At 49.9% G+C, this 18,693-nt stretch carries 19 protein-coding genes; 17 read left to right on the top strand and 2 right to left on the bottom strand.

The window, feature by feature from the left end; translation table 11 throughout:
- Nucleotides 1-73: 73 nt before the first annotated feature.
- Entirely contained in the window at nt 74-811 is a 738-nt protein-coding gene (locus LLH06_RS05860; RefSeq protein ID WP_228172330.1) for an RluA family pseudouridine synthase, read from the top strand.
- Nucleotides 812-828: 17 nt separating this feature from the next.
- On the opposite strand, the gene yiaK is transcribed toward LLH06_RS05860, so the two are convergent.
- A complete protein-coding gene (gene yiaK, locus LLH06_RS05855) occupies nt 829-1,815 on the bottom strand; it encodes a 3-dehydro-L-gulonate 2-dehydrogenase (protein ID WP_228172329.1) in 987 nt (328 codons plus the stop codon).
- Nucleotides 1,816-2,258: 443 nt separating this feature from the next.
- On the opposite strand from yiaK, the gene LLH06_RS05850 reads away from it, so the two are divergent.
- From LLH06_RS05850 to LLH06_RS05775, 16 genes are all read left to right on the top strand, one after another.
- Nucleotides 2,259-2,765, top strand: coding sequence for a hypothetical protein (locus LLH06_RS05850; protein WP_228172327.1), 507 nt, complete (start codon nt 2,259-2,261; stop codon nt 2,763-2,765).
- Nucleotides 2,766-2,879: 114 nt separating this feature from the next.
- Nucleotides 2,880-3,470: a phosphoribosylglycinamide formyltransferase gene (gene purN / locus LLH06_RS05845; protein WP_228172326.1), complete on the top strand. Its 591-nt coding sequence runs from the start codon at nt 2,880-2,882 to the stop codon at nt 3,468-3,470.
- Nucleotides 3,471-3,703: 233 nt separating this feature from the next.
- A complete protein-coding gene (locus LLH06_RS05840) occupies nt 3,704-4,684 on the top strand; it encodes a ligand-binding sensor domain-containing protein (RefSeq protein ID WP_228172325.1) in 981 nt (326 codons plus the stop codon).
- A 100-nt stretch (nt 4,685-4,784) separates the two neighbouring features.
- Nucleotides 4,785-5,468: a hypothetical protein gene (locus LLH06_RS05835; RefSeq protein ID WP_228172324.1), complete on the top strand. Its 684-nt coding sequence runs from the start codon at nt 4,785-4,787 to the stop codon at nt 5,466-5,468.
- A 225-nt stretch (nt 5,469-5,693) separates the two neighbouring features.
- The gene (locus LLH06_RS05830) at nt 5,694-6,410 is read left to right on the top strand and encodes a toxin-antitoxin system YwqK family antitoxin (RefSeq protein ID WP_228172323.1); all 717 of its coding nucleotides are present in this window, start codon (nt 5,694-5,696) and stop codon (nt 6,408-6,410) included.
- Between the two features lie 155 nt (nt 6,411-6,565).
- On the top strand, nt 6,566-8,971 hold the full coding sequence (locus tag LLH06_RS05825; RefSeq protein WP_228172322.1) for an ABC transporter permease: 2,406 nt from the start codon (nt 6,566-6,568) through the stop codon (nt 8,969-8,971).
- 107 nt (nt 8,972-9,078) lie between these two features.
- Nucleotides 9,079-10,611 (top strand): bifunctional phosphoribosylaminoimidazolecarboxamide formyltransferase/IMP cyclohydrolase, encoded by a 1,533-nt coding sequence (gene purH, locus LLH06_RS05820; RefSeq protein WP_228172321.1) that lies wholly within the window; start codon nt 9,079-9,081, stop codon nt 10,609-10,611.
- A 137-nt stretch (nt 10,612-10,748) separates the two neighbouring features.
- A complete protein-coding gene (locus tag LLH06_RS05815) occupies nt 10,749-11,771 on the top strand; it encodes a rod shape-determining protein (RefSeq protein ID WP_228172320.1) in 1,023 nt (340 codons plus the stop codon).
- Nucleotides 11,772-11,880: 109 nt separating this feature from the next.
- Nucleotides 11,881-12,717 (top strand): rod shape-determining protein MreC, encoded by an 837-nt coding sequence (gene mreC / locus LLH06_RS05810; protein ID WP_228172319.1) that lies wholly within the window; start codon nt 11,881-11,883, stop codon nt 12,715-12,717.
- On the top strand, nt 12,710-13,225 hold the full coding sequence (gene mreD / locus LLH06_RS05805; RefSeq protein WP_228172318.1) for a rod shape-determining protein MreD: 516 nt from the start codon (nt 12,710-12,712) through the stop codon (nt 13,223-13,225). Before mreC ends, mreD begins: the two co-directional genes overlap by 8 nt.
- Nucleotides 13,226-15,247: a penicillin-binding protein 2 gene (gene mrdA, locus LLH06_RS05800; RefSeq protein ID WP_228172317.1), complete on the top strand. Its 2,022-nt coding sequence runs from the start codon at nt 13,226-13,228 to the stop codon at nt 15,245-15,247.
- Nucleotides 15,240-16,502, top strand: coding sequence for a rod shape-determining protein RodA (rodA, locus tag LLH06_RS05795; RefSeq protein ID WP_228172316.1), 1,263 nt, complete (start codon nt 15,240-15,242; stop codon nt 16,500-16,502). The genes mrdA and rodA overlap by 8 nt, the downstream gene beginning before the upstream one ends.
- Before the next feature lie 104 nt (nt 16,503-16,606).
- Complete coding sequence (locus LLH06_RS05790; protein WP_228172315.1) at nt 16,607-16,804, top strand: DUF2683 family protein; 198 nt, start codon at nt 16,607-16,609, stop codon at nt 16,802-16,804.
- Nucleotides 16,795-17,067, top strand: a complete 273-nt coding sequence (locus tag LLH06_RS05785) for a Txe/YoeB family addiction module toxin (RefSeq protein ID WP_228172314.1) — start codon at nt 16,795-16,797, stop codon at nt 17,065-17,067. Before LLH06_RS05790 ends, LLH06_RS05785 begins: the two co-directional genes overlap by 10 nt.
- Nucleotides 17,068-17,216: 149 nt before the next feature.
- On the top strand, nt 17,217-17,825 hold the full coding sequence (locus LLH06_RS05780; RefSeq protein WP_228172313.1) for a YdeI/OmpD-associated family protein: 609 nt from the start codon (nt 17,217-17,219) through the stop codon (nt 17,823-17,825).
- A 55-nt stretch (nt 17,826-17,880) separates the two neighbouring features.
- Nucleotides 17,881-18,438: a hypothetical protein gene (locus LLH06_RS05775; RefSeq protein ID WP_228172312.1), complete on the top strand. Its 558-nt coding sequence runs from the start codon at nt 17,881-17,883 to the stop codon at nt 18,436-18,438.
- A gap of 23 nt (nt 18,439-18,461) precedes the next feature.
- Here the strand turns inward: LLH06_RS05775 and LLH06_RS05770 are convergent, their stop codons facing one another.
- Nucleotides 18,462-18,668: a cysteine-rich CWC family protein gene (locus LLH06_RS05770; protein ID WP_228172311.1), complete on the bottom strand. Its 207-nt coding sequence runs from the start codon at nt 18,666-18,668 to the stop codon at nt 18,462-18,464.
- Between the last annotated feature and the right edge of the window lie 25 nt (nt 18,669-18,693).

The raw sequence follows: 18,693 nt of genomic DNA, 5'->3' as shown, positions 1-18,693 counted from the left end.
GCTTCTTTCAAACTATGATCAGCGTTCGGCTGTTCTTGATCTTAAGTAGAACATCCGACAAACGACATCAACAATGGCCAATACTGACATTACCGACCACGACGTATTATATGAGGATAATCACCTGATCGCTATCAACAAGCGAGCGGGCGATATCGTGCAGATCGATGACACCGGTGATGAGCCGTTGGATGAGAAAGTAAAGCGTTATCTGACCGCTAAATACAATAAACCCAACGGCGCATTTTTAGGGGTGGTACACCGTTTGGATCGTCCGGTGAGTGGGGTGATCTTATTCGCTAAGACCAGCAAGGCCTTAGAGCGGGTGAACGAGATGTTCAAGACCCGCGAGATGCGCAAGACCTATTATGCCGTGGTACGCAATCGCCCGCAGCCGCCCTATGGCGACCTGGTCCACTGGCTGGTCAAGAACCCGCAAAAGAACGTGACCAAGGCGCACGACCGCGAGGTGCAGGGCAGCCTGCGCTCCGAATTACATTACCGTTTGGCAGGTGAACTCAACGGATACTACCTGATCCAAGTGAACCCGATCACCGGCCGTCCGCACCAGATACGGGTGCAGTTATCTACCTTGAACTGCCCTATCGTGGGTGATAACAAATATGGATATCCTCGCGGAAGCCTGAAGAAGAGCATTTGCCTGCACGCCCGTCGTTTACAGTTTATCCACCCGGTCAAGAAAGAACCTATCGATATTCTGGCACCGCTACCTAAAGATGGTTTCTGGGAAAAGTTCGATCACCTGGTAAAGGAAAAGGATGATGAGGTGGTACTGAACGACAAGCGCTGACCTCATCTCTTTACAGATCACAGCCCCTTTACTTTCTCCCATATCTTCTCGTCAACGGGTATGCCTTCCTTTAAGCTGCGTTGACGGGTCCTGAGCGTGCTTTCGCCCGGATAACGTATAGGTTGTTCGGCATCCACCAACTCGCTGCTCCGTGAGAATTCCAATATCTGTTCAATAAGCTGCTCCGTGTTCCCTTGGGTTGGTTTGATGCAGATGAACACCTGCGATACGCCATATTCTGCCTTGCTTTTGGTGATCTCGGCCGTGGAGCGGCCCTGGCTCAACACTGTGGCCAGCAGGTCCAGCATCATCGACAAGCCCGAACCCTTCCAAAAACCGATAGGCAGCAACCGCCACGACTCGGTGATCTCGCCAGGCTTGGTGGTCAGTTTGCCGGCCTTACTGTAGCCGCCGGCAAATGGAAGTTCCTCCCCTGCTGCCTCATATTGCATTAGTTTACCAAAGCTGTATTGCGATATGGCCATATCCAGCACCACATGCCCATCTTTACGTGGCACGGCGATCACCAGCGGGTTGTTACCTAACCGTGGTTGTGTACCACCCCAAGGCGGCACATTGGCTATGGTGTTGGTAAAACAGATACCGATATAACCCACATTGGCCGCCTGCCATCCATAGGTACCACCGCGCATCCAGTGGTTGGTGTTGCGGATGGCCACACAGCCGATGCCATGCTGCCCAGCCAACGCCATAGCTCTTTCCATACAAGTGGTAGCGCTGAGCATACCCGGCGCCAAATGGCCATCCCACTGCTCCAGGGCACCAAAGCCGCCTACTTGCTCTGCAGTGGCATTGGGGTCGATGAGGCCGTCCTTTACATATTGTACAAATACCGGAAAACGGTTAAGTCCGTGGGTGTGGACGCCATCGCGGCTGTTGCTGGCGAAGATATCGGCACATTGACGGGCACGATCGGCGCTGAAGCCGATACTGAGGAGCACACGCTCGAACTCGGCCCGGAGGGTTTCAAATGGTATACGCATAGATAGAGATGTTGGATAGCAAAGGTGCGAAACACATGCCGATCCAGCTATTATCAAATTCGCAATTTTTGGACAGAAAGCATCTTTTAATGCCTCCCGAAACACGAATACCCACTGTTTCAGGTGTTACATTTTGATGTAAAAGTGTTACATCTGGTGTTACATTCCGGTTTTTTGTATGTTTTTTCTGGAAAAAGTTGGGTTTTTACGAATTTCGCAATGCTGAAAAGTGGGGAAATTTGGGGAATTTTGTTACACCGATGTAACAGAACTTCAGTACACTAAGGTTCGGCTTTTTGATCCAAAGACCACCCAATCATTGCTCGTCCCTCGGCCCACTCAAAACTCCCCGAACCTAAGGTAACCGCAATACTTTTCACCCACCGCCGTTATACTTTTACCTGACCGGTCGGATTGATCACCGGATATTGTATTTTTACGCCGTGCATCCATATTGCAAAAGATCTATACTACTTGTCATACCGGCTATCATGCTGGTGGCCATGTTCATGGGTTCCTGTAAAAAGAACGCCGACCTATCGTACGTGAACACCTTTTTAACGAACGGTACCTGGACGCTTGCCTCCTTACAAGTGGCCACTTACAACGGCGATACGTTGAAAAAGACCGATACGCTTAATCTGAATTGCAATGAACGCCAGCAATTCATCTTCGACAAGAGCGGCATGTGCACCTACGAGAACTTTTATTGTATAAAACAAACCGAATCAGCCAACTGGACCATTACCGATCGCGATTCGGTGATCATCCGTACTAATATTGCTCTATTGGACGATATAAACGGGGTTAAGATACGCCCATTCGCCTACACGCAGGTGGTCAACTTAGGCCAAAACTCGTTGGTGTTACAGACCGTGAAACGCGACACGCTACGCCTCAGGCCACTGTTGATCAGGCGCCGTGTTAGCCGCTACGGTTTCCTGCATTAAGCACACCCTCCGTTAAGATCAAGTCCGTTGGTTGCCTGGTCATGCTTTCCCAATGGTTTGCGGCATAGGCAAAAAGCTATATATTTACCCACTTATTTAAACGCTACTGCTATTTTGAAGACCAAGATCGCCATCTTTGCTTCGGGTTCGGGATCTAACGCCCAAAAGATCATGGAACATTTTAAGCATCACAGCCAAACCGAAGTGGCGCTGGTGCTCACTAATAACCCGCAGGCCTACGTGCTGCAACGGGCCGACAATTTCGAGATCCCTACGCACGTGTTTACCCGCCAGGAGTTTTTTGACACCGATGAGGTGGTGAAGCTGCTGAAAAAGATGGAGATCGACCTGATCGTACTGGCCGGCTTTTTATGGCTGGTACCGGCATCGCTGCTCAAGGCCTTTCCTAACCAGATCATTAACATACACCCATCCTTGTTGCCTAAATATGGCGGCAAGGGTATGTACGGCGATAACGTACACAAAGCGGTACTGGCCAACGGCGAGGCCGAATCGGGTATCACGATCCATTTTGTGAACGAGAACTTTGACGAAGGCGAGATCATACAACAGGCCCGCTTCAAGATCGAACCTGACGATACCCTGGACGCCATCAAACTTAAAGGACAACACCTCGAGCACCAGTACTTCCCCAAGGTGGTAGAGCAACTGACCGAAAAGATGAGAGGCGGCGTTAAGGGTTAATTCCGCTTATATCACTCCTATAACAGTACGACCAGCTCCCTGAACGGATAGCTGGTCGTGCTGTTTTTAGGGCTTTCGGGCGTTCAGTGTTCCTATATCCCGAAAGTTGTTTCAGCTTATCATCGCCAGTATACACCTACCTTCCCAACTCCCTGTGGTCAAAAGACACTACCAGTGTAACGTTTTGGTCGATGGTCACGTCTGCATCAATGACCTTGAACTTTATCATCAACATGAAACACCTTGTTACTTTATCGGCACTCGCCATCACGCTCTGTGCTTGCAAAAAGGACCGAACGCAGGCTCCGTCACCTGAAACACCCAAGCCGGTATTCCCAGAATGGGTCACCTATAACACCACCAATTCGGCCCTGCCTGCCGACCAGGTGAACGCCCTGGCCATCAGCAGCAGCAATATCAAATGGATGGCCACCACCAACGGACTGGCCCGTTTGGAGGGCGACCATTGGAAGGTATATAATATGGCTAACTCTCCCCTCCCATCAAACAATATACAGGCCGTTACCGTGGAAGTGAACGGCACGGTATGGGCAGGCACCGATAAAGGACTGGCGCGTTTTGCTGCGGGCAACTGGACAATATACAACACCACGAACAGTGCACTCACCGATGATCGCATTAAATGCCTCATTCATGACGCTGCGCACGGCACTACCTGGGTGGGTACCGAAGATGGTATCGTGAAGATCAGCAATGGCCGTTGGGAACACCTGGAGACCATCCACACCGTACTATCTATGGCCGCTGATGCCAGCGGTGCTTTGTGGATGGGCCTTTTTAACGACTTTGCCTTTATAGGCATGATCAAAAAGTATGCTAACGGGCAATGGACCACTTACCGGTTAGATCAGCTGGGCTATACGTCGGCCTTTCCTTATGATATCAAGATCGATCGCCAAGGCAGGCCGGTGGCGGTGCTGGCCGGCACGGTGGTGAAGGCGGTGATCCGCTTCGATGGTTCAGGTTGGACCGAATTAGAACGCCCTGAAAAGGCACGCGGGCTACGATCATTACTCTTACAGGACGATGATGTTTGGGTGGGTGGCAGTACGCTCTCGCGCTTTGGCGCCAAGGATCTCCCGTTGGTGGAGGTCCCCGTGAAAGACCTCTACATCTCAGGCATGACGGCCGATGCCGATGGCCGCAAGTGGATCAGCACCTACCTGAGCGGCGTGGCCGTATATAACCCGTGACCAGCTAAAGCTCCCCGGTTTTGATCCAAACCGTGTTTTGACCATTGCCAGCATGGATGCATATGCTTATTATTGTATCATACCACGATCACACCTAGCCATGCTGACCTGTAAACATTGGATCACTTTCTTGCTCTTTGGTTGCTTAACTTCGTGGTGCTTCGCACAGGAGACGGCTATGCGCACCAGTAGCGTTGGTATGAGTATCAAGGAAAAGTTTGAGGTGCTTAAGAACGACAAACGTAAAAAGCACGGAAGCTATCAGGCCTATCGTGATACATCGACGCTGGCCAACGGCTATTACCGAAACGGCGAACGTTCAGGCCATTGGGTATTTTATGACCATACCCATAAAATGGTGCAGGCCTACAATAATACACGCCACCAATTGATCTATCAGGACACCGCCAACGTGGCTAAGTTAGGCTACGAGTTCACAGATAGCGTGGCCGTAGGTGACAAGATACGGTATCCCGTTAAAATTGGCGGTCTCCAGTATGGCATTAGCCCACTTACCTTGAATGTAGATGCGTTGGCCCGCACGCTTTACGCATCATCACCGGGCCGCAATAAATTCAGCTGCCTTCACATTTTCACCGTGGGCACAGAGGGACAGATCAAGAAACACGAGGTATTGGTAGATCAGGGCGGTCAAAAAAAGATGTACGAATTGAACGATAATAATATCGCCGACGAGTACAAGCGTTTCATTCCAGGCACTATAAACGGCAAACCTGCCGAGTGTAAAGTTTCGGTAGAGACCATTATCGCTACTTTCGACTAAACATCCATCATCCGATCACACCTGTTAACCGACCTATCACTATGCTATTCTACATCAAAGGATCACTGCTCGTCTCCTTTTGCTTTGCCTGTGATGAAGAGCCATCTTAGACCTTCAAAGGCGAAGGAACGGTGCTCTTGTTGATCTGATACATTTAGCTATCAATTCGGTTAAACCTTTCCCGGCACAACCGGTCTAAATACACGTCAACCCTACACCCTCACCATGAAAAACATTACCGCCTCCCTGCTTTGCCCTGTATTGAGCTTATTCCTTTTCCTGAACGCGAACGCTCAAGAGACCGTTACCCGCAAGAAAAAAGTGGGAAATTGGTTCGAAGAGCAGTACCAGGTGCTTAAAAGCCAAAAGAGCGTTAAACACGGACTTTATGAGGCTAAGAACCATGAAAGGTTGCTGGCCTCGGGCAATTATGAGAATGGACAGCCGGTGGGCGAATGGAAGTTCTATAACCTGAAAGGCGATCTGGTCCAGATCTATGACCACACCAAGCGGTCGCTCACCTTTAGCGATACAACGGACGCCAAATTTGATGGTTATAGCTTTGGTCAGGATATTAACCCCGGCGATGTGGTGGTACCACCGGTGAAAATGGGCGGGAAGGCTTATACAATCTTTCCGCTTATGTCGGGCGCCCGGCCTGCCTTAACGCACCTATACCGCGCCAACGGCATGGGCAATGGAAATTATGACCTGCTTCACCTGTTCAACATCGATGCCCAGGGCAACCTCACCAGCCACCAGATCGTTTATACTTTGAACGGACACCTGCTGTCGGTAAAAGCCGATGACAAGGATCTGCCTCAGGACTACACGCACTTTATCCCGGCCACCATTAACGGCAAAGCGGTGGCCAGCACGGTATCGGTAAAAGGCAAAGTGACCACCAATGCCGCGATTAATAACGTCGGCTACGGTTATTAGCAAAAAACAACGACCCGTGTATCAAAACCGAACACCTCCACGTTCGGTAACGGACGATCCATTGGCGGATCACCGCGTTATTGAGACCTTAATGATACGATATACAGGTGGCTGAACTATTGTAGTATGAAATACATCATACCACTGCCGCTATCATGCTCAAGAACTATATCATCATTGCCTGGCGCAACATCGGCAAAAACAAGCTCTACACGTTGCTGAACATCACCGGCCTGTCGGTGGGGATAGCATTTACGCTGCTCATGGCGTCATACGTTTGGAGCGAGTTACAAGTTAATAGCCGACTGCGTAACGTTGATCAGCAATACCTGATCTCGAGCAAGTGGAAAGATCCTGACATGGGCATCGATTTTACCACTGTTGCACAATTGCCGCAAGCGCTTAAAGAAAATTACCCCCACCTGGTGGCGAATTACTACCACTGGGACGGCGTGACCTCAATTGTGAGCAAAGGCGGTGCCCAATTCAGGGAAAGCATCCAACTGGGCGATAGCACGCTGATCAACATGTACGGCCTCAAACTGCTTTACGGCACGCCAAGGGCACTCGATGAGCCCTTTACGGCTGTGATCACCACCGCTACGGCCAACAAATATTTTGGCAGTACCAATGTGGTGGGCCAAACACTTACCATCCAAAACTTTTCGGGCACCAAGCACGACTTTACCGTTACCGCCGTGCTGGCCGATCAGCCGCGCAACTCCATCACCAATTTTACCGAGGATAACAATGTAGGTATTTTCATTCCCACAAGTGCCACCAAATTTATGGGCCGTGTGATGGACGGCTGGAATAACGCCTACATCGTAGGCAACCTCGAATTGCGGCCCGGTGTAAAACCGGAGGACCTTGATGCGCCCATGCGCCAGCTGATCAGGAGCAACGCTCCCGAACAGATCGCCAGGAACCTGACCCCTTACCTGCGACCGCTCAAGACGTATTACCTGGAAGCCAATAACGGGCTGGTGAAAGAGATGCTTTTCACCCTTTCGGCCGTTGCCTTCTTTATCCTTATCATGGCCGCCATCAACTTTATTAATCTCTGCATTAGTCAGTCGGCCGGGCGGGTCAAGGAGATGGGTATACGCAAGGTTTTGGGCGGCATCAAAAAGCAGCTCATCTACCAGTTCCTGACCGAATCGGTGATCATGACGCTGCTGGCCACTGCGGTAGCATTGATGCTCTATGCCGCAGCGCGCCCCTACATCAGCCAAACGGTGGGCATGCCGATCAGTTCGCTGTTCGCTTTCCCGCTTTGGTATTGGGTTATCCCGGTAGCTTTAGCGCTGATCATTGGCCTGTTAACGGGTATCTATCCGGCGTTGGTACTATCCTCTCTGAACGCTATCGACTCTATAAAAGGTAAGATCATCGGCGTAAAAGGCAGCGCCTTGCTGCGCAAGGTGCTGGTGTCATTTCAATTCGGCTTGGCGGCAGTAGCCCTAATAACAGCTATAGTCGTTTCAGGACAGATCGACCTGTTCTTTAGTAAACGGTTGGGGTATGATAAGGAGCACGTAGTATACGCGCAGGCCCCGCGCAACTGGAGCCAGGAGGGCGTACAAAAAATGGAAAGCATACGCCAGCAATTGGCGCAAGTGCCAGGCGTCAGTAACGTGACCTTGTCATGGGAGATCCCCAATGGCGCTAACGCCGGTACCCTGTCCATCTACAAGACCGGCGGTGACCCATCGGTGGCCATCCCTACCCAACAAATGGCAACGGATGCTCATTACACATCCACGTATAACATATCGCTTAAAGCGGGTAGGTTCTTTAATGATCTTTACACTCAGGCTGATTCCAACAATGTGGTCATCAATGAGGCCAATGCAAAAGCGCTTGGGTTCAAGTCCGCTGAACAAGCCATAGGAGCCCAACTGCATACACCGGGCTCTACTGATGTACTGAACGTTATTGGCGTAACGGCCGATTTTCATTTAGGGTCGATGCAAAAACAGATACAGCCTATCACCTTCCTGAACGTCAATAACATCCACCTGTACCGTTACTTATCATTCAAGCTGCGCCCTGGCGATACCGAACGCACCTTAGCGGCCCTTCAAACCAAATGGAAGACCCTCATGCCCGATGCGCCGTTCGAATATAACTTTATGGATACCGCACTTGAGAAACTGTATCGCACCGAGATCCAGCTCAAACAGGCGTCGTTCATTGCCACTACGTTAGCCATTGTTATCTCGTTCCTGGGCGTGTTAGGGCTGATATCGCAAAGTGTTCAACAACGCACCAAAGAGATAGGCATCCGTAAGGTACTGGGCTCATCGGTCCGGGCCATCATGGGGCTGTTCGTGAAAGACTTCCTGAAGACGGTATTGTTATCAGGACTGATCGCCTGTCCTATAGCTTATCTGCTCATGCAAAAGTGGTTGGCCGATTATGCGTACCGTATCCACATCACATTCGTTCCTTTCGTGGTATCGATCGGGTTGCTCACCTTGCTTACCATCATGCTGATCGGTTTGCAAACGTTAAAGGCAGCGCTTGACACTCCGGTCAGGAGCTTGCGCAATGAGTGATGGACCAATGGTTGAAAAGTTTGTGAGTTCTCCACATATCAACTTCATTTGCCGGGCATTACTGTACGCTAAAATGACTACCTTTGCGGCTCAAAAAATAAAGTCACATGAGCCAGTCTGTAAAGATCAAGAACGCATTGATATCGGTATATTATAAGGACCATTTAGAGCCTGTTATTCACCAATTAAAGCGTTTAGGGGTAAACATCTATTCGACCGGGGGTACCGAGACCTTCATCCGCAGCCTGAGTGCCGATGTTATAGCCGTTGAGGACCTTACTTCATATCCTTCTATCTTAGGAGGCCGTGTAAAGACCCTTCACCCCAAGGTTTTTGGTGGCATACTGGCCCGCCGCAACTTCGAGAGCGACGAGCAGCAGCTGAGCCAATATGAAATACCTGAGATCGACCTGGTGATCGTTGACCTTTATCCATTTGAAGAGACCGTACGCTCAGGCGCAGGTCAGGACGATGTGATCGAGAAGATCGACATCGGTGGTATATCACTCATCCGCGCAGCGGCCAAGAACCACAAAGATGTGGTGATCGTGGCCTCTAAGGACGACTATCAATTACTTGAGGAGCTACTGCGCACGCAGGAAGGCACCACCACCTATGATCAGCGCCGCAGCTTTGCACAAAAAGCTTTCAACATCTCATCGCACTACGATAGCGCCATCTTTAACTACTTCAACACCGAGCAGGAAGAACCGCTGCCGGTATTCAAACAAAGCATACAAACCAGCCAGAGCCTGCGTTATGGCGAGAATCCCCACCAAAAGGGCACCTTCTATGGCAACCTGGATGCCATGTTCACCAAACTGGCGGGTAAAGAGCTATCATACAACAACCTGGTAGACGTTGACGCCGCCGTTGCCCTGATCGATGAGTTCACCGAGCCTACCGTTGCCATACTAAAACATACCAACGCCTGCGGCATCGCAACACGTTCGTTCATCAAAGAGGCCTGGATCGATGCTTTGGCCTGCGACCCGGTATCGGCCTTTGGCGGTGTGATCATTGCCAATGACGAGATCAACGCCGAGACCGCTGTCGAGATCAGCAAACTTTTCTTCGAGGTACTGATCGCTCCGGCCTACACCAATGAGGCCATCGATATACTAAAAGCCAAAAAGAACCGTATCATATTGATACGTCAAAACGTTGAGTTGTCTAACAAACAGTTCAAGACGTTACTGAACGGTGTGATCGAGCAGGATAAGGATCTGGTGATCGAAGGCCCGGCGCAAATGACCGCCGTGACCAGCAAACACGCTACCGAGCAGGAATTAAAGGATCTGTACTTTGCCAATAAAGTGGTGAAACACACCAAGAGCAACACGGTGGTGTTGGCGAAAAATGGCCAGTTAGTGGCCAGCGGTGTAGGACAGACCTCACGGGTTGACGCCCTGCGCCAGGCCATTGAAAAGGCCGCCAGCTTTGGCTTTGATGTTAAGGGATCGGTAATGGCATCGGATGCCTTCTTCCCGTTCCCTGACTGTGTGGAGATAGCGGCCGATGCAGGCGTAACTGCCGTATTGCAACCGGGCGGATCGATCAAAGATCAGGACTCGATCGATATGGCCAACGCTAAAGGCATAGCCATGGTGACCACCGGCGTAAGGCACTTTAAACACTAACACCTGATCCCGGCCCGTCCCTGCAAGGGAGGGCTGAATATTGCGAAACTTGCAAAAAAGTTTCGCCGTTAAGTGGACTTATAGAGAGGGTTATATATATTTTTTTGATATTTGCAGATCATTTGAACTGAACATAAATGGGTCTATTTAATTTTTTTACGCAGGAAGTTGCTATTGACTTAGGCACTGCTAATACCCTCATCATACATAACGATAAAGTGGTGGTCGATGAACCATCCATTGTAGCATTTGACCGCAAGACCAACAAGGTGATCGCGATCGGCCGTCAGGCTATGCAAATGGAAGGTAAGACCCACGAAAATATACGTACCGTACGCCCGCTGAAGGACGGCGTGATCGCCGACTTTGATGCGGCCGAGCATATGATACGCGGCATGATCAAAATGATCAACAAAGGCAAAGGCTGGTTCTTCCCGTCATTGCGTATGGTGATCTGTATCCCTTCGGGCATTACCGAGGTGGAGAAACGTGCCGTACATCAAAGTGCCGAGATCGCCGGCGCCAAAGAGGTATACCTGATCCACGAGCCTATGGCCGCTGCGGTAGGTATCGGTATCGATGTGGAGGAGCCAATGGGTAACATGATCATCGACATCGGTGGTGGTACTACCGAGATCGCGGTTATCGCACTTTCGGGTATCGTTTGTGATCAGTCGATCCGTGTGGCCGGTGATAACTTTGACTCTGATATCGTACAATACATCCGCCGTCAGCACAATATCATGATCGGTGACCGTACCGCCGAGAAGATCAAGATCGAGGTAGGTTCGGCATTGCCTGAACTGGTAGACCCACCGGCTGATTTTGCCGTACAAGGCCGTGATCTGATGACCGGTGTGCCTAAACAGATCACCGTATCATACACCGAGATCGCGCATTGTCTGGACAAATCCATCTCTAAAATAGAGGAAGCTATCCTGAAGGCATTGGAGATCACTCCTCCTGAGCTATCGGCCGATATTTACCAGACCGGTATATACCTGACCGGTGGTGGTGCCTTACTGCGCGGCTTAGATAAACGTGTGGCCGCCAAAACCAAGCTACCTGTACACGTGGCCGAAGATCCGCTTCGCGCCGTAGTACGCGGCACCGGCACCGCCCTCAAGAATATCGGTAATTATAAGTTCTTAATGCAATAGGTTAGTGAGCAGTGAGTGGTGAATAGTGAGCGGTCGAACGACCAACAGATCCCACCACTCACTATTCACTACTTAACTACTCACCACTCACTTATTCACTACTCACAGTATGCGTAACCTTTTGATATTTATCAGTAAGTACAACGCATTCTTCCTGTTCCTGATATTTGAGATATCGGCGCTGATCATCTACGTTAAATACAACTCTTTCCAGAAGGCCACTTACCTGAACACCGCCAACGAGGTGACCGGCACTATGTATGCCCGCGCCAATGAGCTGAACAGTTACCTGCGCCTTAACGAGGTGAACGATAGCCTTGCCCGCGAAAATGCCCGGTTACGCAACCAGTTGCGCACCTCATTTTATGCAGATACGGTAGGCCGTCATGTAGTGATCGATACCGTTTACAAACAACAATATACTTATACCGAAGCCCGGGTGATCAATAACTCGGTGAACAGGCGCAGCAATTACATCACCATACAAAAAGGCAGTAAGGACGGTATCGAAAAAGGCATGGGCGTGATCTGCGGCAGTGGTGTGGTAGGCAAGGTGGTGCTGGTATCTGACCATTTGGCCATCGTACAATCATTGTTACATAAAGATGCCAAAGTGAGTGCCATGCTGGCTGACACTAAAGACATTGGCAGCTTGATGTGGAGCGAAGAAATGGACCCGCATAAAGGCTTGCTGATGGATGTCCCCAATCACGTGAAGCCTCGTATTGGCGAGTGGGTGGTCACCTCTACTTACTCTGACCTTTACCCTGCCGGCATACCGCTGGGCAAGGTAAGTAACCTGCATGCCAAAGGCGGCGGTTTCTTCCTCAATATGGAAGTGAATCTATCGGTAGATTTTGCTAAACTGCAATACGTTTACGTAGTGAACAATAAACTGGCCCAGGAGCGGGCGGGACTGGAGGCCCAGGAAAAACACGATGAGTAGAACACTTATCTATAACCTGATCCGTTTTGTGGTACTGGTACTGGTGCAGGTGTTCTTGTTAAAGAACATATCGCTGTACAACATCTCGTTGCCATATCCGTACATCCTGTTTATCCTGCTGCTACCGCTCGAAACACCAAACCTGGTGCTATTCGTGCTGTCGTTCATACTGGGTCTCACTATCGATGCCTTTTATGATACGCCTGGCCTGCATGCGGCGGCTTGTACCCTATTGGCCTTTGTGCGCGTGCTTTTCATTAGCGTTACCGTACAGCGCGATGGTTTTGACAACGAGGCCGACCCTACGCTGGGTAACATGGGCTTTCGCTGGTTCTTCACCTACTCGCTTATCCTGACACTCATCCACCACTTCTTTTTATTCAACCTCGAAGTTTTCAGCCTTACTGAGATCCGATTTACTTTGCTGCGTTTTCTGTCAAGTTCGGTTTTTACCTTATTTTTGATACTGATCTCCAGCTTTGTTTTTTACAGAAGGAAAGAACGATAAATGAATAATTTTTTTGAGCGCCGATACGTCATTACCACCATCTTCATCGTTATTGCGTTGGTATTGCTGGGCAGGCTTTACTATATCCAGATCGTTGATGACCGTTATGCGCTGTTCGCCAACAAGAACGTACTCCGTAAAACGGTGATTTACCCGGCCCGTGGGGCCATATTTGACCGTAATGGCAAGGTACTGGTGCAGAACGTACCTGTGTACGATATATTGGTGACCCCTAAAAAGGTAAAGCCTTTTGACACGCTTGAATTTTGCCGCATGCTGGGCATCGATAAAGCAGGCTTCGACAAGCGCTTCGATAAAGCCAAAAAATACTCTCCTTACCGTCCATCCATATTTGAAAAGCAAATATCGGTAGAAGTATATGCCCCTTTGCAGGAACGCTTGCAGGATGAGTTTCCCGGCTTTACCGCACAGCCCCGTACCGTGCGTACGTATCCCGACTCGGTGGCCGCTCACTTTTTGGGCTACATTGGTGAGGTGAACGATAAAATGATCGAGAAGTCGAACGGTTTTTACAACCGGGGCGATTACATCGGTATATCGGGCGTTGAACGATCTTACGAGACCGTGCTGCGTGGTCAACGAGGTGTGAGGTACGAGATGGTGGATTCGCGCAACGTAGCCAAAGGCAGCTTCGCCAACGGCGAATTTGACACGCTGGCCGTCTCGGGTGAGCGTTTGACCTCATCGCTGGACCTGCGTTTACAAAAGCTGGGCGAAAAGCTCATGCGCAACAAAGTGGGCAGTATCGTGGCTATTGAGCCTTCTACAGGCGAGATACTCACTTTCGTGAGCAGCCCTACATATGATCCTAACCTCATGGTAGGCCGTGAGCGCGGTAACAACATTGCCAAAATGTATAAGGACCCTTATAAGCCTACCTTTGTGAGGCCTATTCAGGCTACCTACCCTCCTGGCTCGTCCTTTAAACCGTTGGATGCGTTGATCGCTTTGCAGGAAGGGATCATTACCCCGCAAACCACTTATTTTTGTCCGCACTATTACATGGCGGGTAATCACCGGGTGAATTGTGAGCACTTTGACGGTGTCACCGACCTGCGTAAGGGTATATCACAATCGTGCAATACCTACTTCTGTAACGTGTTCGACAAGCTGATGAACGCGCGCGGGGCCAAAAATATCAGGCAAACCCTGGTGGACTGGAAGGTGAAAGTGAATAAGTTCGGCTTCGGTACCAAACTGGATGTCGAGCTACCCTTTGAGTACAAAGGTAACGTACCTACCCCCCTGCGCTACGATCGCGTTTTTGGTAAGAACCGCTGGCGGTCATCATCTATCATATCGCTGGCCATTGGTCAGGGTGAGTTACTGGCCACTCCATTGCAGCTGGCCAATATCGAGGCGATCATTGCCAACCGAGGCTATTATTACAAACCCCACCTGATCAAGTCTATAGGCGATCAAAAGGTGATCAAAAAAGAATATACCGTCCGGAACGAGGTCGGCATCGATCCGCAATACTTCGAACCGGTTATCGATGGCATGCAGGATGTTGTGGACCGCGGTACGGCCGTACAGGCACGCATACCGGGCATCATCATGTGCGGCAAGACCGGCACCGTACAGAACCCGCATGGCAAGAACCACTCGGTATTTGTGGCCTTTGCCCCGCGCGATACACCGCGCATAGCCATTGCGGTGGTGGTAGAGAACGCAGGGTTCGGATCATCATGGGCGGCCCCCATTGCCAGCTATCTGGTAGAGAAGTATCTGCGCGATACCATCACCAAACCAAAGGCTCAGGTACAATATATTTTAGATGCCAACCTGTTGCCGCCACCTCCGGGATACAAACCGCCCCGTAAACTGACCCGCAAGGACAGCACCAAACTGGACAGCATACGCCGCGACAGTGCACGTAAGTACAAAGCCGATACTACCCGCAAACGTACCGAACTCAGGTCAGCGTCGCGCCAAAGCCCGAAGGACACCGCCCTGAAGCACATATTAGCTTACCAGCCTAAACGCAAAGAAGATGAATAACCAGCGCAGCTTTTTCTTTAATGTGGACTGGCTAACGGTGTTCATTTACCTGTGCTTGTGTACCATTGGCTGGTTCAACATCCATGCGGCGGTATTTGATGAAACGCATCCACACATCATCGACCTGGATACCAATTATGGTAAACAGTTCATCTTCATTATCTCATCGGTGATATTGGGCGGGGTGATCCTATTGCTTGATAGCCGCTTCTTTTTCGGGCTTGCGCCGGTGCTGTATGTGGTCACGGTGCTGCTGCTCATGGTGGTATTGGTGATCGGCCGTAACGTAGGAGGTAACCAGGCCTGGATACCGTTGGGTACGTTCAGGCTGCAACCGTCTGAATTTGCCAAGTTCAGTACCTGTTTGTTGTTGGCACGTTACCTCAGCGGCGTTAATATCCGCATCACCGAATTACGATCGTTCCTGACCGCTGCCGGCATTATCATACTACCCATGATGCTGATCATGCTGCAGCCCGATACCGGCTCTACGCTGGTATTTTGTTCGCTCATTTTCGTACTTTATCGTGAAGGGCTTTCGCCATACTTTTTGATCGTTGCCGGTTTGATGGTGGCCTTGTTCGTCACCTCGCTCCTGTATAATCAGTTCTATGTGATCGCTGCACTGGTGATCATTACCGTGGGCATTATCTTTTTGTTCAGGGTACGGCGCGATACCATGGTGGGCCTTGTTGTGGGGTTGGTATTATGCATCGGCTATATCTTCAGCGTGGGCTTCATTTACGGCCACGTGCTTAAGCCACACCAAAAATCACGTGTGGACGAACTGCTGGGTATATCATCAGATCTTAGAGGTGCAGGCTATAACGTGAACCAAAGTAAGATCGCGATCGGCTCGGGCAAGCTTTGGGGTAAGGGTTATTTGCAGGGTACCCAAACCAAGTATTCCTTTGTACCAGCTCAAAGTACCGACTTTATATTCTGCACCATAGGCGAAGAATGGGGCTTTGTTGGATCCGTAGTGGTGATCGGTCTGTTCATCTTATTATTGCTACGCGTGATCATGATGGCCGAACGACAGCGATCGCCCTTCTCGCGGGTGTATGGCTATGGAGTGGCCTCCATCATCTTCTTCCACGTGATGATCAACATCGGGATGACCATTGGCCTCGTGCCGGTGATCGGCATCCCGCTGCCCTTCATCAGCTACGGCGGATCATCGTTATGGAGCTTTACCATCCTCCTGTTCATCCTGATCAAATTGGACTCGAACAGGCTGGGGCATGTGTTGTAGGGGCTAACAGCCTTTCCTTTTAGGGACATAGGAAATTTGATGCGTAGCCTGCCGTTGCAAAGTTGCTTGCACAACATTATAGATCTTCGTAAGTTTATATCTACATGGAAACACTGATCGTACAGCCAAAGACCAAAGAACAACTGGCGGCATTAAAAGCAGTGATAAAAGCGCTGAAGATCGATTTTCGTTCCGAAAGAGACGGTTATGATCCTGAGTTCGTGAAAAAGATCGAACAAGGCCGCAAGGACATTCAGGACGGAAAAGGCGTAAAGATCAATGTTGACGACCTATGGAAATGATCTTCAGCCCTAAGGCTATCGAAGATCTCGAATACTGGAAACGCTCCGGCAACAAGGCTATACAGAAAAAGATAACTACTCTGCTGGTCGCTATTCAACAAGACCCTTTTAAAGGCATTGGCAAACCAGAACCTCTAAAGTATGGCCTTTCAGGCGCATGGTCGCGCCGGATCGACCAGGAGCACAGGCTGGTGTACGAGGTAAATGAACGAAACCAGATCATTGTACTTGATATCCTATCGCTGAGAGGACATTATAGATAGCTCTCGAAAACTATTTCCATCTTTAGGATCACAAAGAACTATACCAGAATTCGCTTCGTTCCTCGCGATGACGAGCATTTTGATAGCACCTACCCTCTTGTACTTATCGATACCGATCATTAACTTGGTTCACCAATAACCTATCGATCATGCCACATTTTGATCCCCGACACGATGAGTACATCGCTAAAGCAGCCGATTTCGCGCAGCCTATCCTGATCCATTTGCGTCAGCTGATACATGACACCTTACCTCAGGTGGAGGAGACCGTGAAATGGAGCATGCCTTTTTACGAGTATAAAGGACCGATATGCCAGATGGCCGCCTTTAAGCAGCACTGCACGTTCGGATTTTGGAAGGGTTCGTTATTGGCCGACCCGGATGGCATTTTGAAGGTGAACGATGCTATGGGCAGCCTGGGCCGCATCACTTCCCTGAACGATCTGCCAGCTAATGACGTGCTGATCCGTTACCTGCTCGAGGCGGCAGACCTGAACGATAAAGGCATCAAGGTACAAAAAGCCAAGCCCACCACATCCGATAAAGTTGCATTGATCATCCCCGATTATTTAATAGAGTTTCTCGAACGGCATCCCCGTGCTCAAAAGCAATTCAATGAGTATGGTTACTCGCACAAAAAAGAATACGTGGAATGGATAACCGAAGCCAAGACGGAAGCCACCCGTCAAAAACGCATGAACACCGCCGTGGAATGGCTGAACGAAGGTAAGTCGAGACACTGGAAATATCAGAAGTAGGCGACCTAACAACAGGGCCTGACAACCAAGTGCCGGGTACGTTGGTTATCCTATCATGCAAAAGTATCAAACGCCGGAGTTCGCGTTCAAAAAGGTGAATACCTGGCCAACGTATGTGACCTATTTGATCACGTTGTTGGCGTTCGTACCGGCGTTCATATTGTTCACCGGCGACTGGCATGCACGCTTCGGGTATGGCGGCAAACCCTTGGTCGCCGTACTTACTTTTGCGCTTGTACTGGGTATTCTTACGCTTTTCTCCAAAACGGTCACCATTTACTTTGACAGAGATTCGATGCATGTTAAAAAAGGGAATGGTGCGTTCGAGAGGATCCTGAACCGTGATGTGGTAGGCTTCTACAGTTACGACTACGAGCGTAACGGTGCCAAGACAATGACCTCGATCAAGTTCTTTTTTAGGGACGGGGGAACGCTGATCTTGCAGGAAGCTACTTTTGTCGAAAGTAAAGATCCCGAAAAAGCCTTGATGCTAAAAACGTTCTTGCGAACGGCTCAACGGCGCTTGAACTTTACCTTGATCAGAAAGAGCCGCTGGCGCGCCTTCTTTTTACTGAGCCCACTCTGGTACGGCCCATCATCATCTGGATCATAACAAACAGCTGAGCTATCCTGATCTTATTGCTCCTGGTACTCTTTCTGTAACTCGCGCAGACAATTCACGCAAAGGCAACCATCGTACAGCTCGCTTACGTATTGCACCTCGTTGATGGTGAGGTGTACCTCGCTGCACTGGCATTTGGTGTACGAGTTGGCCTTGCACTCAAAAGTTGACCGGCAGCGGTCGCACATTACGGTCTCATGCTTTTGGAGTGGCGTTGACATGTACAAATATAAAAAGCCCTGAAGC

It is taken from the genome of Mucilaginibacter daejeonensis, from assembly GCF_020783335.1.
GTDB lineage: Bacteria > Bacteroidota > Bacteroidia > Sphingobacteriales > Sphingobacteriaceae > Mucilaginibacter > Mucilaginibacter daejeonensis.
This window is presented reverse-complemented; position numbering and strand designations above follow the sequence as displayed.

Coding starts and splice junctions, on each gene's coding strand:
- LLH06_RS05860 (WP_228172330.1), top strand. CDS start 74: ATGGCCAATACTGACATTACCGACCACGACGTATTATATGAGGATAAT.
- yiaK (WP_228172329.1), bottom strand. CDS start 1,815: ATGCGTATACCATTTGAAACCCTCCGGGCCGAGTTCGAGCGTGTGCTC.
- LLH06_RS05840 (WP_228172325.1), top strand. CDS start 3,704: ATGAAACACCTTGTTACTTTATCGGCACTCGCCATCACGCTCTGTGCT.
- LLH06_RS05835 (WP_228172324.1), top strand. CDS start 4,785: ATGCTGACCTGTAAACATTGGATCACTTTCTTGCTCTTTGGTTGCTTA.
- LLH06_RS05830 (WP_228172323.1), top strand. CDS start 5,694: ATGAAAAACATTACCGCCTCCCTGCTTTGCCCTGTATTGAGCTTATTC.
- LLH06_RS05825 (WP_228172322.1), top strand. CDS start 6,566: ATGCTCAAGAACTATATCATCATTGCCTGGCGCAACATCGGCAAAAAC.
- purH (WP_228172321.1), top strand. CDS start 9,079: ATGAGCCAGTCTGTAAAGATCAAGAACGCATTGATATCGGTATATTAT.
- LLH06_RS05815 (WP_228172320.1), top strand. CDS start 10,749: ATGGGTCTATTTAATTTTTTTACGCAGGAAGTTGCTATTGACTTAGGC.
- mreC (WP_228172319.1), top strand. CDS start 11,881: ATGCGTAACCTTTTGATATTTATCAGTAAGTACAACGCATTCTTCCTG.
- mreD (WP_228172318.1), top strand. CDS start 12,710: ATGAGTAGAACACTTATCTATAACCTGATCCGTTTTGTGGTACTGGTA.
- mrdA (WP_228172317.1), top strand. CDS start 13,226: ATGAATAATTTTTTTGAGCGCCGATACGTCATTACCACCATCTTCATC.
- rodA (WP_228172316.1), top strand. CDS start 15,240: ATGAATAACCAGCGCAGCTTTTTCTTTAATGTGGACTGGCTAACGGTG.
- LLH06_RS05790 (WP_228172315.1), top strand. CDS start 16,607: ATGGAAACACTGATCGTACAGCCAAAGACCAAAGAACAACTGGCGGCA.
- LLH06_RS05785 (WP_228172314.1), top strand. CDS start 16,795: ATGGAAATGATCTTCAGCCCTAAGGCTATCGAAGATCTCGAATACTGG.
- LLH06_RS05780 (WP_228172313.1), top strand. CDS start 17,217: ATGCCACATTTTGATCCCCGACACGATGAGTACATCGCTAAAGCAGCC.
- LLH06_RS05775 (WP_228172312.1), top strand. CDS start 17,881: ATGCAAAAGTATCAAACGCCGGAGTTCGCGTTCAAAAAGGTGAATACC.
- LLH06_RS05770 (WP_228172311.1), bottom strand. CDS start 18,668: ATGTCAACGCCACTCCAAAAGCATGAGACCGTAATGTGCGACCGCTGC.